Below are 14492 nucleotides of genomic sequence, written 5' to 3'. Positions count from 1 at the left end.
CGGGCATCGTCTATACCAGCCAACCGTCACCACCCGGAGAAATTCACATGAACTCGCTTCCTTTCATCGTCGCGGACCTCGCGGCCATCAGCATCCTCACCTTCGCCCTGTACCTGCGCCGGCACCGCCGCCGCGACTTGGTGGTGTCCTACCTGGGGATGAACGTCGGCGTCCTGGCCGTGGCCACGGCCCTCTCCGGTTCCGCGGCAGGCCTGGGCCTGGGACTGGGACTCTTCGGCGTCCTGTCCATCATCCGGCTCCGTTCCACCGAACTGGCCCAGCACGAGGTTGCCTACTACTTCTCGGCCCTGGCCCTGGGCCTCATCGCCGGACTGGGCATCGAACCGTTGTGGCTGACGCTGTCCCTGATGGGACTGATCCTGCTGGTGATGTTCATCGGCGACCATCCGCGGGTGCTGCCGGCCTACCGGCACCAGACGGTGATCCTGGACCGCGCCATTTCCGAAGACGGCGAACTTCACGCCCGGCTGGAAGAGGTGCTCCACGGGAAGGTCCACTCGGCCACCATCTCCGAACTGGACCTGGTCAATGACAAAACCATCGTGGATGTGCGGTTCGCCTACGCCCCGGCCGCATTCCCCGCCGCGCCCCTGACGGCCCCCGCCTACGCCGCCCCCTCCCCCGCCCCGGCACCCGCCGCTGCCGTTGAACCAGCCCGCGCCGTTGAACCAGCCGCTGCGCAGACCGGTGCGGCATGAGCGCCGCCGTGGGCACCGCCGTCGACCATCTCCGCTTCCTTCCCCCCGTCAGCCTGGAGGAACTGAACGCCCAGGCGGCACTGCAGACCCGGGTAGACCGGAAGTACATTGTTCCGTTGGAGCTGGCCGGCCAACTCCTGGCCTCTGTCCGCACCGGCATGCGCGTCCTGGACATGGACGGCTCCCGCAGCTTCGCCTACGACTCCGTGTACTTCGATACCGCCAACCTGGACAGTTACCTGCTGGCCGCACACGGCAGGCGCCGCCGCTACAAGATCCGCACCAGGACCTATGTGGACAGCGCGCTGAGCTTCCTGGAGGTGAAAACCGAGGGGTCGCGCGAGGCCACGGTCAAGGAACGCATCCCGTCCCGGCTCGAAGACCGGGCCCGGCTGACGCCCGAGGGGCTGGCCTACATCTTGGAAACGTTCGGCGCATCGGGGATTAAGGTACCCGCGCTTCCGCTGGAACCCGTACTGGAAACCCGCTACCGGCGCACAACGCTGTACCTGCCGGAGTCGGGCAGCCGCGCCACGATCGACACTGAGGTGACCTGGCAGCGCCCCGGCCACGAGTCCTGGGTCCTGCACCGCGCCGTCATCCTGGAAACCAAGTCAGGCTCCACGGCCGGCCCGCTGGACCGGCACCTCTGGGCTGCCGGTGTCAGGCCTTCCCGGATCTCCAAGTTCGCTACCGGAATGGCGGCCCTCCGGCCCGGACTTCCCGCCAACCGCTGGAACCGGACACTGCGCCATATGGCACTCCGGCCCATGCCCCGGGCCGCCTGACCCACGTCACCGCGCCCTTACCCCTTCATCCCAAACTTCAAAGGACATTCCATGAAAAAGCTCCGCACCTCCCTGTCCGTGGCTGCCCTGGCCCTCTCGCTTGGCCTGGCAGGCTGCTCCACACCCAGCACCACCGCAGGCACTGCCTCAAGCGTGGGCGGCACCTCGTCCACCGCTGCAGCCGGCGCTACTGCCGCCGTCGCCCTGGACACCCTGGACACCCTGGCGGAGGACACCCACTACGACGCCGACGACCTCACCTGGGATGCTTCCAGCGAAGTGGCCGTGACCCTTGCGGACGGCGCCACCGTTGCCTCGGGATCGGACGCCGTGAAGGTGGACGGCGACACGGTCACCATCAGCGCCGCGGGCACCTACAGGCTCAGCGGTTCCCTGGCCAACGGCCGCATTGTGGTGGCCGCCGGCGAGAGCGACACCGTCCGCATCATCCTCGACGGCGCGCGCATCTCGAACTCCAGCGGCTCGCCGTTCGTGGTCCAGAGCGCCGACGAGGCCATCCTCTACCTGGCGGACTGCACCACCAGCTCGCTCAGCGACGCTTCCACCTACGCGGACCAAGGCACCGATGCACCCAACGCCGCGCTGTACTCCAAGGCTGACCTGACCATCGCGGGCAGCGGATCCCTGGCAGTGGAGGGCAACTTCAACGACGGCATCTCGTCCAAGGACGGGCTGGTCCTCGCGTCGGGCAACGTCACCGTAAAGGCGGCCGACGACGGAATCGTGGGCAAGGACTACGCGGTCCTACTGGACGGCGCCTACCAGGTCACCGCCGGGGACGACGGCTTCAAATCCGACAACGACCAGGATGAAGGCCGCGGCTGGGTCCTGGTCAACGGCGGCACCCTGAACGTCTCCGCCGCGGATGACGGGGTCAAGGCCTACAACACGCTGACCATAGCCGGCGGCACCACAACTGTGGCGAAGTCCGAGGAGGGCCTGGAGGCCCAGCACATCGTGGTGTCCGGCGGCACCACCACCGTCACTTCCAACGACGACGGCGTGAACGCCTCGGGCGGTTCTTCCTCCTCCAGCGGTGGCGGCATGGGCGGCGGAGGCATGGAAGTGGGCGACTACAGCGTGGACGTCACCGGGGGCGTCCTGACGATCAACGCGCAGGGCGACGGCCTCGACTCCAATGGCAACGCCAGCATCTCGGGCGGCACCGTTATGGTCAACGGCCCCACCGGCAACAACAACGGCGCCCTTGATGTCAACGGCGAGCTGGCCGTGACGGGCGGAACCATTGCCGCCGCCGGCAGTTCGGGCATGGTGGTGACCCCCAGTGATTCCTCCACACAGTCCGGTGTCCAGGTGACCCTTGGCTCGTCGGTTCCGGCCGGGACCGTGATCCAGCTTGCCGATTCCGCCGGCAAGGTGGTGGCGGCCTTCACCACCACCAAGGCCGCAGCCTCGCTGGTGTTCTCCTCGCCGGACATCATCAAGGGCCAGCAGTACACCGTATACACCGGCGGCACGGCCACCGCGGCCGCGGGCCTCGGCGGTGGCAGCCTGGACGGGGCCACGCAAGTGGGGACGGTGACGGCAGGCCAGTACACCGCGGCGCAGGGCCCGGGCGGTGGTGGTGGACCGCGTGGGTGACCCCCGGTTTCCTGGCACGTCCGGCGGCGGCGCCTGCCGCCGTCGGACGTGTCCGGGTCCTACTTTGACAGGAAGCCGAGCAGGGCCTCATTGACCTCGGCGGCATGCGTCCACAGCAGGCCGTGCGGGGCGCTCTCGATTTCCACGTACTCCGCGTCCGGCAGGGCCTTTGCGAACAGCCGGCCGGTGGAATCGATGGGAAGGATGTTGTCGGCGGTGCCGTGCACGATCAGGGCCGGAACATCGATCTTGGGAATGTCCTGCCGGAAGTCCGTGAGCCAGGTGGCCTGGGCGGCCACCAAGGCGGTGGCCCCCGCTCCGGCGGCCACGTTCCAGCTGGCATTGACGGCTTCCTGGCTCAGGCGCGGGGTGCCCAGGAAGGTATCGGAGTTGTAGAAGTTCTTGAAAAAGCCTGCCAGGAACGCGTAGGGGTCGGCCGTGACCGCTTCCTTGAGCCCGTCGAATACGTCCTGCGGGACACCGTCGGGGTTGTCATCGGTCTTGAGCAGGAACGGCTCCAGGGAACCGAGGAACGCGGCCCGGGCTACCCGGGCGGAACCGTAGGTGCCAAGGTAGCGGCCCACCTCGCCGGTACCCATGGAGAAGCCCACCAGCACCACGTCGTTCAGGTCCAGGGTGGTGAGCAGGGTGTTGAGGTCCGCCGCGAAAGTGTCGTAGTCGTAGCCTTCAGCAGTTTTGCTGGACTTGCCGAAGCCACGGCGGTCATAGGTGATGACCCGGTAGCCGGCGTCCAGCAGGGCCGCGGTCTGCTTTTCCCAGGAGGATCCGTCCAGCGGGTAGCCATGGATCAGCACGACGGGCTGGCCGGAGCCGTGGTCCTCGTAGTAGAGCTCGACGTCAGTGCTGTTCTCAGTACCTACGGTGATGAAAGCCATGGAGGCAGATTCCTTTCGAGACTGATCAGATCGAAGCGGTCCGGCGGAGCGCCGGGCCCTGCAACTCCTACTCTAGGGGCGCACCTCCGCTCCGGCAGCCTTTGGTGGACCACGCCGACGGTTGCCAAACATGCGGAGCGGCCGATGCTGTGACACTATATGCGCATGAATGCAGATAATAGTGGTTGCCCGCTTGGAGCGGACAGCCAGTACGTGGAGTTGGCCGTGGAGGTTTTCGCCATGCTGGCGGATGCCACCAGGGTGCGGATCATCCTGGCGCTCCGTGATGGCGAGATGGCCGTGGGAGCCCTGGCGGACGTGGTGGGCAAGTCCCCTGCGGCCGTTTCGCAGCATCTGGCAAAGATGCGGCTGGCCAGGATGGTGTCCACGCGGCAGGACGGGACGCGGGTGCTCTACCGCCTGGAAAACGAGCATGCCCGGCAGCTGGTAGCAGATGCGATCTTCCAGGCCGAGCACGCACTGGGCGGCGAGCCTGCCCACCACCGCGCAGCCCACCCTGCAGAGACGAGCGCCCCATGAGCGGGCCGCACCAGGAGTCAACGCACACGCACAGCCATCCCCACACGGAGGACCACGGCGGCCACCACCATGACCACCAACATGGGCATGAACATGACCATGACCACGGGCACCATCACCACTCCGGTTTCAAGGGCTGGCTGATCGAGCTGTTTGTTCCGCACACCCACGATGCCGCTGATTCCATTGACGACGCCATGGAGGCCAGCACCGAGGGTATCCGGGCGCTGAAGATCAGCATGTTCGTCCTGCTGGCCACCACGGTGCTGCAGTTCCTGGTGGTCCTGTTCAGCAGTTCGGTGGCCCTGCTCGCGGACACCATCCACAACTTCTCGGACGCACTCACCGCGGTGCCCCTGTGGGTTGCCTTCATCCTGGGGCGCAGGGCGGCCACGCGCCGGTACACGTATGGCTACGGCAGGGCTGAGGACCTGGCCGGCCTGTTCATCGTGGCCGTGGTGGCCCTCTCGGCCGTGGTGGCCGGCTGGCAGTCAGTGGACCGGCTGATCCATCCCCAGCCGTTGCAGAATCTCGGCTGGGTCATGGCCGCGGGACTGATCGGCTTTGCCGGAAATGAGGCGGTGGCGATCTACCGCATCCGGGTTGGCCGCAGGATCGGTTCCGCGGCGCTCGTGGCGGACGGCGTGCACGCCAGGACTGACGGTTTCACCTCGCTCGCCGTGGTGATCGGCGCCGCTGGCGTCATGCTCGGCTTTCCGCTGGCGGACCCCATCGTCGGGCTGATCATCTCCGCCGCCATCATGGTGCTGCTGTGGGGGACGGTCCGCAGCATCGGGCGGCGGCTCATGGACGGCATCGAACCGGAGCTGGTGGCCCGTGCCGAGAGGGCGCTGGAAGGGACCCCGGGTGTCCTTGCGGTCCAGCACCTGCAGCTGCGGTGGTCCGGGCACCGGCTGCAGGGCTCCGCAAGGATCCTGCTGGCCGATATGGGCCTGTCCCAGGCCGAAGACATCCTGGACAGGGCACAGCATCACCTCAGGCATGAACTGCCCAAGCTGGACGACATGACCCTGGTGCCGGGCACCGGGGCCGCCACAGCCCACTGACAGGGCGCGCGGCCAACAGCGCGCGGCTAACACGAAGGCCCGTTAACAAGAGAATGCCCCGCGGAGTCCGCAGGGCATTCTCTTGCCGGCCAGTAAGCGTCAGGCCCGGGCGGCCTTCCCAGGCAGCGCCAGCTTGAAGACCTTGGCCCAGGACGAACCCACCTGCTTCAGCAGCGGCCCGGTGGTGTACTTCAGGCCGTAGCGCTGGCAGATCTCGCGGACCTTGGGCGCCACTTCGGCATAGCGGCTGGACGGCAGGTCCGGGAAGAGGTGGTGCTCGATCTGGTGTGACAGGTTGCCGGTCATGAGGTGCATGAACTTGGAACCGGAGATGTTGGCGGAGCCGATCATCTGGCGGACATACCAGTCGCCGCGGGTTTCGCCTTCCACCATTTCCTCGGTGAAGGTGTCAGTGCCTTCGGGGAAGTGGCCGCAGAAGATGACGGCGTGCGCCCAAACGTTACGTACCGCGTTCGCGGCCAGCGTGCCATAGAGGGCCTGCTTCCCGGAGCCGGTCAGCATTGCCACGGCAGGGGTGGCGGCGTAGTCCTTGGTGAACTGGGTGACCACCTTCTTGCCCAGGGCCTTGAGGTCCTTCAGCAGGGCCTCCTTGGACTTGGTGCCTTCCTTGTACTCGGTGAGTTCGAGGTCGTAGATGGCGATGCCCCACTCGAAGACCGGCGCGAGGATAGCGTTGAACAGCGGGTTTGCCAGGTTAATGGGCTTCCACGGCTGGTTCTCGTCCATGCGCAGGAGGTTGTATCCGACGTCGTTGTCCTTGCCCACCACGTTGGTCCAGCGGTGGTGCAGGTCGTTGTGGGTGTGCTGCCAGGACCGCGACGGGGTGACGAAGTCCCATTCCCAGGTGGTGGAGTGGATGTCCGGATCCCGCATCCAGTCCCACTGGCCGTGCAGGATGTTGTGGCCCAGTTCCATGTTTTCCAGGATCTTGGCCAGGCTGAGCAGCGTGGTGCCCGTAACCCAGGCGGCCTTGTTCTTGCTGACCAGCAGGGCGGCGCGGCCGGAGATCTCCAAACCGCGCTGGATCTTGATCATGCGGCGAATGTAGGCGGCGTCTTCCGCGCCCCGCTTGGCCAGGATCTCATCCCGGATTGCGTCGAGTTCGCGTCCGAGCTCCGCCACCTGCTCGTCACTGAGGTGGGCGGCCGCCGGCGGGCGGACGGTGGGACTTCCCGATTCGGCCAGCTTTCCGGGACGGGTCCTTGAGGTGCCGGCTTTGGCGCCTGCGTCGGCATTGGTCTTTGCGGGTGAGATGACAGACATACGTACTGCTCCTCAGAGTTCGAGGTTGACGGGTCCGGCGGCTGCCGAGACACACGTTTGGATCAGTTGGCCGGGTTCGCCGTGGATTTCCCCGGTGCGCAGGTCACGGACCTGCCCGGCCAGGAGCGGTGTAAGGCAGCTGTGGCAGATGCCCATCCGGCAGCCGCTCGGCATCAGCACCCCGGCGTCCTCGCCGATGTCCAGGATGGGGGTGTCGCCGTCGGCCTCCACTTCCCGGTCGGAGGCTTCAAAGGTGACCAGCCCGCCGTCGTGCCCTACCCCGGCGTTGAAGGTGGTGTTGAAGCGTTCGATCATGAGGTTGCCGGGGTCTCCGGCCACCGCCACATCGGTCCCCGGCCCGCGGGTGGTCAGCGCGGCGCGCTTCCAGAGGGCTTCGGCGTCGTCGAGGAAGCTGTCCGGGCCGCAGGCGTAGGCGGCGCGGTCCTTCCAGTCGGGGCAGATCTCGTCCAACTCCTTGGTGCTGGAGAAATCCATGCGGCCCTGTTCGCCGGTGTACCAGTGGGCCAACCGGAAATTGGGGAACTGGTCCGCGAGCTCGGCCAGCTCCTCGCGGAACAGGCTGTCACCCGGGGTGCGGGCGGAGTGGACCAGCACGACGTCAGCATCAGGACGCCGCGGCACAAGCGTTCGGATCATGGACATCACCGGAGTGATGCCGCTGCCCGCGGTGACCATCAGGAGGGGGCGGGGATGCTCCGGAAGCACGAAATCACCCTGCGGCGGAGCCAGGAACAGGACGTCGCCGGGCTTGGTGGTGCGTACCAGCGTGCCGGAGACGGCGCCGACGTCGGTGACAGTGATGGCCGGGTCCTTGCCGGCAGGGGCGCTGAGCGAGTAGGAGCGCCAGTGCCGGACGCCGTCGAGTTCGACGCCGATGCGGGCCCACTGCCCGGCCATGTGCGCCTTCCAGCCACGGCCGGGGCGGAAGAAGATGGTGGCCGAATGGGCGGTCTCCTGGACCACCCGGGTCACCACACCGCGCAGCTGGCGGGCTGAGTAGACAGGATTGAAAAGCGCGAGGATGTCTTCGGGTGCCAACGGGGTGGTAAGCACGGAGGCCGCTTGGGCCAGCTGTCGTAGCCGGATCATGTGGTTAAGCCTAAGGCGGCGCGAGCCATATTTCTCTCTCTCCGTCGTACGACCGTTCCGCAGTCACACAGTAGTAGGGGTGCGAAGCCCCCGCATCGCACACTTGAAGTATAACGGTTGGGTCTCGCGAAAGATTCCCCGCGCTACCGGCGGCGCCATCCCAGCGCCGGGGCCACGTGCCCAACGATGGCGCCCAGGAGCTTGGCGTTGAACTCCACGCCCAGCTGGTTCGGAACCGTCAGCAGCAGGGTATCTGCAGCCTGCACCGCGGTGTCGGCTGCAAGCTGCCCAGCCAGGACGTCCGGTGCGCCCACGTAGCTCTTGCCGAACCTGGCGGTCAGTCCGTCGATGACGCCCACCTGGTCGCGGCCGTCCCGGAGGGCGGTGCCGGCAAAGTAGTAGTTGTCCTCTTCATCCACTATGGGAAGGACGCTGCGGCTGACCGAGACACGCGGGTTGTGTGCGTGCCCTGCTGCGGCCCAGGCGTCCCTGAACAGCTGGATCTGCTCGGCCTGGAGTTCATGGAAGGGAACGCCGGTGTCCTCGGTGAGCAGTGTGGAGCTCATGAGGTTCATGCCCTGTTCCGCAGCCCACACTGCGGTCTTCCTGCTGCCCGCGCCCCACCAGATCCGTTCCGCCAGTCCCGGGGACTGGGGCTGGACGGGAAGGAGGCCGGTGGCACCGCCGGCATACCTGGGGTCGGCCTCAGCCATCCCGGCGCCGGTGATGGCCCTGCGGAAAGCCGCGGTATGGCGGCGGGCCATGTCCGCATCGGTCTCCCCCGGCTGCGGGCGGTAGCCAAAGGCTGACGCGCCTTCCCGGGCGGGCTCGGGTGAACCACGGCTGATGCCCAGCTGCAGCCTGCCGCCGCTGATCAGGTCTGCCGCTGCGGCCTCCTCCGCCATGTACAACGGATTTTCGTAGCGCATGTCGATGACGCCGGTGCCGGTTTCGATGTGGCTGGTTCGTGCGGCGATGGCTGAGAGGAGGGGGAAAGGTGACGCCTGCTGGCGGGCGAAGTGGTGGACCCGGAAGAACGCGCCGTCCACGCCAAGCTCTTCAGCGGCAACAGCCAGTTCAATCCCCTGGAGCAGCGCGTCCGCCGCTGTCCTGGTGCGGGAACCATGGCCGGGGCCCCAGTGGCCGAATGAAAGGAATCCGATACGCTCCATACTTCCCCCAACTGTCCGGGGAGTGGCTGCATTCCCGGCTGGCATGATGGCTGCGTGGGTATTCCCGAAGAAACCGTCAGTGTTTTCAAGACCATTGTGCTGTTCGTGCTGGCCGCTGCAGCGGAGATCGGCGGCGCCTGGCTGGTGTGGCAATCGGTCCGCGAAGGCAAAGACTGGTGGTGGGCCGGGTTGGGCGTGATCGCACTCGGGGTGTACGGCTTCGTGGCCACCCTCCAGCCGGACGCGCACTTCGGACGGATCCTGGCGGCCTACGGCGGAGTGTTCGTGGCAGGTTCACTGGCGTGGGGCATGGCCTTTGACGGCTTCCGTCCCGACCGGTGGGATATCGCAGGCTCCCTGGTCTGCCTGCTGGGTGTTGCCGTGATCATGTTTGCCCCGCGAAGTGGCGGATAAGGACGTGGCCGCCACGGCTAAACTGGCCCGGTGATCAACAGCGAGCAGCCACCCGGCCGAGCGGTCCCGCCCTCGCGCGGAAGAATCGCCGAACGGCTGCTGCCCGGCGGCGAGGAACCGGATCCGCGCTTCACGCTTGCGAACGAGCGCACCTTCCTGGCCTGGATCCGCACTTCGCTCGCACTGCTGGCGGGCGGCATCGCTATCGAGGCGTTCACATCCGGCCTTTTCATTGAGCCTGTCCGGAAAGGCCTGGCCGTCCTCCTGCTTCTGCTGGGCATGATGCTCAGCGGTGGTGCGGCCGTGCGGTGGCTTCGGGTGGAGCGGAGCATGCGCACCAAGGCCCCGCTGCCCCTGCCGCTTTTTGTGCCCCTGTTGGCCGGGGCAGGCGCGCTGGCTGCCGCCGTCGTACTGGTCTTTGTCCTCTGGCGCTGATTCCGTGGCATCCCGCCCACCCGGTGGCCACGGCGATCCGGGCCTCCAGCCCGAACGGACCGCCCTCGCCTGGGGCCGGACCATGCTGGCGCTGGTGACGGCGAGCGCCTTCTTCCTGCGCTGGCTTCCCACCTATGGGCCGCTGATCCTGATGCTGCCGGCAGTATCCGGTGCCGCCGCCCTTGCCATCTATCTCACGCAGCGCCGCCGCTACCTGGCCAGGTCCCGCGGCCTGGCAGGCGAAAGCATCGAGGCGGACCTGCCCGCCGTGCTCTGGACCGCTTTGGCCGGCGTCGCGCTTGGCGGCTTGGGCATTGTTGTGGTCCTCGTCAGCCGGCAGCCCTAAAACATCGGCAGGACAAAGCCGGCCAGCAGCGCCACCGAGCCGATCGCCGTGAGGCAGCGGCCCAGGACCGACGCCGTCCTGCCCGCCTCTTCCGGCATGGCGGTCTGCCACTGTGTTGGGCGCTTGGGGTGGTAGTAGATGGGCAAGGTGTCGCCCACCGCCATGTCCTTGATGTCGTAGGGGGACATTGGGGCGTTGTGCACCTGGTGTTTCCGGTCGAACCAGCGGAACCCCACCCCGGTGTGGTCGGAATACACCACGGCCTCGGCCACGTCCCAGGGGTGCACGAAGCGGCGGAGGAATCCGGTGTAGAAGAGCAGTCCCAGTCCGGCGGGCAGGCACAACCAGGTGAGCACTTCCAGGATGGGACCTGCCATATCGAGCGCAGTGGGCATGAAGTTGATGGTACCGCGCGGGGACTGGTGGCTTCAGCACCTGATACGTACGCTGAAGGGGACCGGACCGGAGTTAGGGGAAGCCATGAATGATCAGGACATTTTGACGCACATCCAGTCCCTCGTGGAGGAAGAGCACTCGCTGCGCGAGGGATCCGGGGAGGGGCAGGCGCCGGACCAGGCGAGGCTCAAGTACGTGGAAGAAAGCCTGGACCAGTGCTGGGACCTGCTGCGCCAGCGCCGGGCCAAGAAGGACTCGGGCGAAAACCCGAACGATGCGGAGGCCCGCCCCGTCAGCGAGGTTGAGGGCTACAGGCAGTAACGCCTCACCGCCGCATCACCCTGTGTGCCCGGGCCAGAATGATCCGGGCACCCTTTTCCGCCACCCAACAGATTGAGCTTTTCCATGCGTATCGCAGTAGCGCAGATCATCAGCAATGCCGACACCGCCGCCAACCTTGAACTGATGTGGGACTACGCCGCGCAGGCCGGCAATGCCGGCGCGCAGTTGGTGGTTTTTCCCGAGGCCGCCATGCGGGCCTTTGGCCACTCCCTGAGGGACATCGCCGAGCCACTTGACGGCCCCTGGGCCGGCGAGGTCCGCAGGATGGCCAAGGAACTGGACATCGCGATCGTGGCCGGCATGTTCACCCCCGGGAAGGACGGCCGGGTCCGCAATACGTTGCTGGTGACGGGCCGCGGGGTGGAGACGTCCTACGACAAGGTCCACCTTTTTGACGCGTTCGGCTTCACCGAATCCAAAACAGTGGATGCAGGGGAGGCACCCGTAACGTTCGAGCTGGACGGGACCCTGTTCGGCCTGGCCACCTGCTACGACGTCCGTTTCCCGGGCCTGTTCACGGCCAACGCCAATGCAGGTGCGCGGGTGAATATCGTGTGCGCCTCCTGGGGCGCGGGTGTTGGCAAAGCGGAGCAGTGGGACCTCCTGGTGCGCGCCCGGGCGCTGGACAGCACCACGTTTGTGGTGGCCTGCGGCCAGGGCGACCCGGAAACCATCGGCGCGGGTCCCGCGGGGACGGCGCCTACCGGAATCGGCCACAGCGCCGTCGTCACCCCCTTGGGCAAGGCGGTGGTGGCCCTTGGCGGGAAGCCCGAACTCGCAGTCGCCGATATCGATCCCGCAACCGTGGACGATGTACGGGCCAAACTTCCGGTCCTGGCAAACGCCCGCAGGTTTTAGCCCGGCAACGCCCGCAGGTTCTAATCCGGTGAGCCGCCGTTCATAGCCTCGAAACAGAAGCAAAACAGCGCACGACGGCGGTTCTCACCTTCAGCGGGCTGTGGGGCCCGCCGCGACGGGGAACCAGAGGGGGCAGCGACGGTCTAAGCGGGTCCGGGTGGAGGTGCCGTTTACATTCCCGAAACATAGCGGATACGTGAACTTCACGCGGGAGCGGTTTGTGTAACGTGGCCGCAACTTTAAGCGGCATTGGCTGAAACACGCAACGCCAAAGATAGACCCCGGGGGAAATGCCACGGGGCCAAACGGGCCCTGCACCAAGATCACGTTGCGAAGGGACCCACCGGTGGAAATCACTGCCCAACACGTCTGGCTGATGATTTCGGCCGCAATGGTACTGCTCATGACCCCCGGGCTGGGCCTCTTCTATGGCGGCATGACCCGGGCCAAGGCTGCCCTCAACATGATCATGATGAGCTTCATCTCCGCCGGGATCGTTGGCGTGGTGTGGGTTCTCTGGGGTTACTCGATGACCACCGGTGACGGCGTCCTGGGGCTCTTCGGCAATCCCTTCACCAGCTTCGGCCTGCAGAACCTGATGGGCTCGCCGGAGCTTCTCAAGGCCGGTTACAGCGCCACCTTCGCCATCATCACCGTGGCCCTGATCAGCGGTGCCATCGCAGACCGCGCAAAGTTCAGCGCCTGGGCCCTGTTCGTGCCCGTGTGGATCACGGCGATCTACTGCCCCCTCGCCTACATGGTCTGGGGTGGCGGGCTCATGAGTGCGGGCGGAGCCGTCACAGCAATCTTCGGCCAGGTCATCGATTTCGCCGGCGGCGCCGTCGTGGAAATCAGCTCAGGAACCGCCGCACTGGTGCTGGCAGTCATTGTCGGCCAGCGGCACGGCTTCGCGAAGGACCCCAACCACCGGCCCCACAACCTGCCCTTCATCATGCTGGGCGCGGCGATCCTGTGGTTCGGCTGGTTTGGCTTCAATGGCGGCGCCGCAACCAGTGTGGAACAGGCCGGCCTGATCTGGATCAACACCCTGGTAGCGCCTGCGGCCGCCATGCTGAGCTGGCTGGTCACCGAAAAGATCCGCCACGGACACCCCACTTCCCTGGGTGCCGCGTCCGGCGTTGTTGCAGGCCTGGTGGCCATCACCCCGTCCTGCGCGAACATCAGCCCACTGGCGGCAATTGGCCTGGGCCTGGTGGCGGGTGCGGCATGCTGTGTATTCGTGGACCTCAAGTACCGCTTCGGCCTTGATGACTCCCTGGACGTGGTGGGCGTCCACCTGGGAGCGGGCCTCATTGGCACCCTGTCCCTGGGTTTCATCGCCCTCCCGGTGGACGGCCAGGGCGGCGGCCTCTTGTACGGCGGCGGTGTCCAGCAGCTCATCGCCCAGACAGCCGCCGTCGTCATCACCCTGCTGCTCTCCGGCATTGGCACGGCAGTCATCGCCCGGGTCATCAACAAGGCCGTGGGCTTCCGCGTCAGCCACGAGGCGGAGACGGCCGGGGTGGACCTGTCCGAGCATGCCGAGACCGCCTATGCGTTCGGGGAAGCGGGAGCAGGCTACAACCCCCTGCGCCAGGCCGCGGCCCACATCCCCACCGCTGCGGTTCCCGTGGAGCGGCACGCCAAGGAAGACTCCTTCGCGTAGGTTCCAGTCCGCACGGTTCCAGTCCGAACGGTTCTAGTCCGCAAGGATCTTGTAGAGCGCGCGGCGCGTTTCATCCATCTTCTCGATGGCGGCAGCACGCTGTTCCTCCGTCACACCCGTGCGGAACTGATGGATGGCGCCCATGAGCTTGCCGATGCTTTGGTGGAAGTCCCGGTCAGCACTGTCCGGTTCAGCGTTCCAGGCGTTTTCCATCTCCTCAGCGTGCTCCGCCACGTAGGCCCTGCCCGCGTCCGTCAGGGCAAACTCAGTCCCGCGGCCTTCGCTCAGGGGCTCGATCAGGCCCTCATCCACCAACTGCTGGAGCGTGGGGTAAATGGATCCGGGGCTGGGCCGCCACATTCCGCCGGTCTTTGCGGCGATGGTCTTGATCAATCCGTAACCATTGGATGGCGCCTCTGCCAGGAGCGAGAGGATGGCCGCGCGGACATCGCCCCGGCTGGCCCGCCGGCCGCCCCGCCCGAACGCCGGGCCGAAACCAGGACCAAAGCCTGGCCCGAAACCAGGGCCAAAGCCGGGCCCAAACCCGGGTCCGAAGCCGGCACCCCGGTGCCCGTGCGGCCCCCGGCGGCCCCTTCCCCGCTCGAAGCGGCCCTTCCCAAATTCAGGTCCGGGATGTTTTTCGTCAAATATGCCTTTCATGGTGGCATCGTCCTTTCGTTCAGGTAGTCATCGCCTACTCTTCGGCGATAATTAACGATATATCGGTAACTATCGCTTGGTCAATGGTTTGCCGTGATCAATTCCTGACCTTCTGCCTCTGTTTCGCCCTTTCGCAGGAGCGTATTCTGTTCCCACCTTCAAGGACGAGGGCTGAG

Annotated in this window: 17 protein-coding genes; 11 read left to right on the top strand and 6 right to left on the bottom strand. The window is 66.4% G+C overall.

Annotation, left to right across the window (positions count from 1 at the left end; all coding sequences use genetic code 11):
* The first annotated feature begins 47 nt into the window (after window positions 1–47).
* Genes QFZ57_RS08040 through QFZ57_RS08030 form a run of 3 tightly spaced genes read left to right on the top strand, consistent with a single transcriptional unit; the run spans window position 48 to window position 3130 of the window.
* Window positions 48–719 carry a DUF4956 domain-containing protein gene (locus QFZ57_RS08040; RefSeq protein WP_306899365.1) on the top strand — a complete coding sequence of 224 codons (672 nt, stop codon included), beginning with the start codon at window positions 48–50 and terminating at the stop codon, window positions 717–719.
* On the top strand, window positions 716–1507 hold the full coding sequence (locus QFZ57_RS08035) for a polyphosphate polymerase domain-containing protein (protein ID WP_306899362.1): 792 nt from the start codon (window positions 716–718) through the stop codon (window positions 1505–1507). The genes QFZ57_RS08040 and QFZ57_RS08035 overlap by 4 nt, the downstream gene beginning before the upstream one ends.
* Before the next feature lie 51 nt (window positions 1508–1558).
* Window positions 1559–3130, top strand: a complete 1572-nt coding sequence (locus QFZ57_RS08030; protein ID WP_306899361.1) for a carbohydrate-binding domain-containing protein — start codon at window positions 1559–1561, stop codon at window positions 3128–3130.
* A gap of 59 nt (window positions 3131–3189) precedes the next feature.
* Here the strand turns inward: QFZ57_RS08030 and QFZ57_RS08025 are convergent, their stop codons facing one another.
* Complete coding sequence (locus tag QFZ57_RS08025) at window positions 3190–4026, bottom strand: alpha/beta fold hydrolase (protein ID WP_306899360.1); 837 nt, start codon at window positions 4024–4026, stop codon at window positions 3190–3192.
* 165 nt (window positions 4027–4191) lie between these two features.
* On the opposite strand from QFZ57_RS08025, the gene QFZ57_RS08020 reads away from it, so the two are divergent.
* The gene (locus QFZ57_RS08020) at window positions 4192–4566 is read left to right on the top strand and encodes an ArsR/SmtB family transcription factor (protein ID WP_306899358.1); all 375 of its coding nucleotides are present in this window, start codon (window positions 4192–4194) and stop codon (window positions 4564–4566) included.
* Window positions 4563–5633 carry a cation diffusion facilitator family transporter gene (locus QFZ57_RS08015; RefSeq protein WP_306899356.1) on the top strand — a complete coding sequence of 357 codons (1071 nt, stop codon included), beginning with the start codon at window positions 4563–4565 and terminating at the stop codon, window positions 5631–5633. The genes QFZ57_RS08020 and QFZ57_RS08015 overlap by 4 nt, the downstream gene beginning before the upstream one ends.
* 99 nt (window positions 5634–5732) lie before the next feature.
* On the opposite strand, the gene QFZ57_RS08010 is transcribed toward QFZ57_RS08015, so the two are convergent.
* The 3 genes from QFZ57_RS08010 to QFZ57_RS08000 form a co-directional block, all read right to left on the bottom strand.
* Window positions 5733–6917, bottom strand: coding sequence for a fatty acid desaturase family protein (locus QFZ57_RS08010; RefSeq protein WP_306899354.1), 1185 nt, complete (start codon window positions 6915–6917; stop codon window positions 5733–5735).
* Between the two features lie 12 nt (window positions 6918–6929).
* A complete protein-coding gene (locus QFZ57_RS08005) occupies window positions 6930–8027 on the bottom strand; it encodes a ferredoxin reductase (protein ID WP_306629917.1) in 1098 nt (365 codons plus the stop codon).
* Between the two features lie 143 nt (window positions 8028–8170).
* Complete coding sequence (locus tag QFZ57_RS08000) at window positions 8171–9199, bottom strand: LLM class flavin-dependent oxidoreductase (protein WP_306899352.1); 1029 nt, start codon at window positions 9197–9199, stop codon at window positions 8171–8173.
* A 54-nt stretch (window positions 9200–9253) separates the two neighbouring features.
* Here QFZ57_RS08000 and QFZ57_RS07995 point away from each other — a divergent pair, with 54 nt between their 5' ends.
* From QFZ57_RS07995 to QFZ57_RS07985, 3 genes are read left to right on the top strand one after another with little or no spacing between them, the layout of a single operon-like run.
* On the top strand, window positions 9254–9613 hold the full coding sequence (locus QFZ57_RS07995; protein ID WP_306899351.1) for a YnfA family protein: 360 nt from the start codon (window positions 9254–9256) through the stop codon (window positions 9611–9613).
* A gap of 30 nt (window positions 9614–9643) precedes the next feature.
* Window positions 9644–10048: a YidH family protein gene (locus QFZ57_RS07990; RefSeq protein WP_306629914.1), complete on the top strand. Its 405-nt coding sequence runs from the start codon at window positions 9644–9646 to the stop codon at window positions 10046–10048.
* A gap of 4 nt (window positions 10049–10052) precedes the next feature.
* Window positions 10053–10394 (top strand): DUF202 domain-containing protein, encoded by a 342-nt coding sequence (locus QFZ57_RS07985; RefSeq protein ID WP_306629913.1) that lies wholly within the window; start codon window positions 10053–10055, stop codon window positions 10392–10394.
* On the opposite strand, the gene QFZ57_RS07980 is transcribed toward QFZ57_RS07985, so the two are convergent.
* Entirely contained in the window at window positions 10391–10789 is a 399-nt protein-coding gene (locus QFZ57_RS07980) for a hypothetical protein (protein ID WP_306629912.1), read from the bottom strand. The genes QFZ57_RS07985 and QFZ57_RS07980 overlap by 4 nt on opposite strands.
* Window positions 10790–10874: 85 nt before the next feature.
* On the opposite strand from QFZ57_RS07980, the gene QFZ57_RS07975 reads away from it, so the two are divergent.
* The 3 genes from QFZ57_RS07975 to QFZ57_RS07965 all read left to right on the top strand — a co-directional run bounded on the left by QFZ57_RS07975 (window position 10875) and on the right by QFZ57_RS07965 (window position 13656).
* Window positions 10875–11111, top strand: coding sequence for a DUF2630 family protein (locus QFZ57_RS07975; RefSeq protein WP_306629911.1), 237 nt, complete (start codon window positions 10875–10877; stop codon window positions 11109–11111).
* 84 nt (window positions 11112–11195) lie between these two features.
* Window positions 11196–11990: a carbon-nitrogen hydrolase family protein gene (locus QFZ57_RS07970; RefSeq protein WP_306899347.1), complete on the top strand. Its 795-nt coding sequence runs from the start codon at window positions 11196–11198 to the stop codon at window positions 11988–11990.
* Window positions 11991–12336: 346 nt separating this feature from the next.
* Window positions 12337–13656 (top strand): ammonium transporter, encoded by a 1320-nt coding sequence (locus QFZ57_RS07965; RefSeq protein ID WP_306629910.1) that lies wholly within the window; start codon window positions 12337–12339, stop codon window positions 13654–13656.
* 33 nt (window positions 13657–13689) lie between these two features.
* Here QFZ57_RS07965 and QFZ57_RS07960 read toward each other — a convergent pair whose 3' ends face one another.
* Window positions 13690–14316: a PadR family transcriptional regulator gene (locus tag QFZ57_RS07960; RefSeq protein WP_306629909.1), complete on the bottom strand. Its 627-nt coding sequence runs from the start codon at window positions 14314–14316 to the stop codon at window positions 13690–13692.
* Window positions 14317–14492 lie beyond the last annotated feature (176 nt).

The sequence above is a fragment of the Arthrobacter sp. B1I2 genome, assembly GCF_030816485.1.
Classification (GTDB): domain Bacteria; phylum Actinomycetota; class Actinomycetes; order Actinomycetales; family Micrococcaceae; genus Arthrobacter.
The sequence above is the reverse complement of the archived record's forward strand: the minus strand, read 5'-3'. Positions and strand labels throughout refer to the sequence as shown.

Excerpts from the sequence above, each read along its gene's own strand:
- QFZ57_RS08040 (WP_306899365.1), top strand. The coding sequence starts at position 48 with ATGAACTCGCTTCCTTTCATCGTCGCGGACCTCGCGGCCATCAGCATC.
- QFZ57_RS08035 (WP_306899362.1), top strand. The coding sequence starts at position 716 with ATGAGCGCCGCCGTGGGCACCGCCGTCGACCATCTCCGCTTCCTTCCC.
- QFZ57_RS08030 (WP_306899361.1), top strand. The coding sequence starts at position 1,559 with ATGAAAAAGCTCCGCACCTCCCTGTCCGTGGCTGCCCTGGCCCTCTCG.
- QFZ57_RS08025 (WP_306899360.1), bottom strand. The coding sequence starts at position 4,026 with ATGGCTTTCATCACCGTAGGTACTGAGAACAGCACTGACGTCGAGCTC.
- QFZ57_RS08020 (WP_306899358.1), top strand. The coding sequence starts at position 4,192 with ATGAATGCAGATAATAGTGGTTGCCCGCTTGGAGCGGACAGCCAGTAC.
- QFZ57_RS08015 (WP_306899356.1), top strand. The coding sequence starts at position 4,563 with ATGAGCGGGCCGCACCAGGAGTCAACGCACACGCACAGCCATCCCCAC.
- QFZ57_RS08010 (WP_306899354.1), bottom strand. The coding sequence starts at position 6,917 with ATGTCTGTCATCTCACCCGCAAAGACCAATGCCGACGCAGGCGCCAAA.
- QFZ57_RS08005 (WP_306629917.1), bottom strand. The coding sequence starts at position 8,027 with ATGATCCGGCTACGACAGCTGGCCCAAGCGGCCTCCGTGCTTACCACC.
- QFZ57_RS08000 (WP_306899352.1), bottom strand. The coding sequence starts at position 9,199 with ATGGAGCGTATCGGATTCCTTTCATTCGGCCACTGGGGCCCCGGCCAT.
- QFZ57_RS07980 (WP_306629912.1), bottom strand. The coding sequence starts at position 10,789 with ATGCCCACTGCGCTCGATATGGCAGGTCCCATCCTGGAAGTGCTCACC.
- QFZ57_RS07975 (WP_306629911.1), top strand. The coding sequence starts at position 10,875 with ATGAATGATCAGGACATTTTGACGCACATCCAGTCCCTCGTGGAGGAA.
- QFZ57_RS07970 (WP_306899347.1), top strand. The coding sequence starts at position 11,196 with ATGCGTATCGCAGTAGCGCAGATCATCAGCAATGCCGACACCGCCGCC.
- QFZ57_RS07960 (WP_306629909.1), bottom strand. The coding sequence starts at position 14,316 with ATGAAAGGCATATTTGACGAAAAACATCCCGGACCTGAATTTGGGAAG.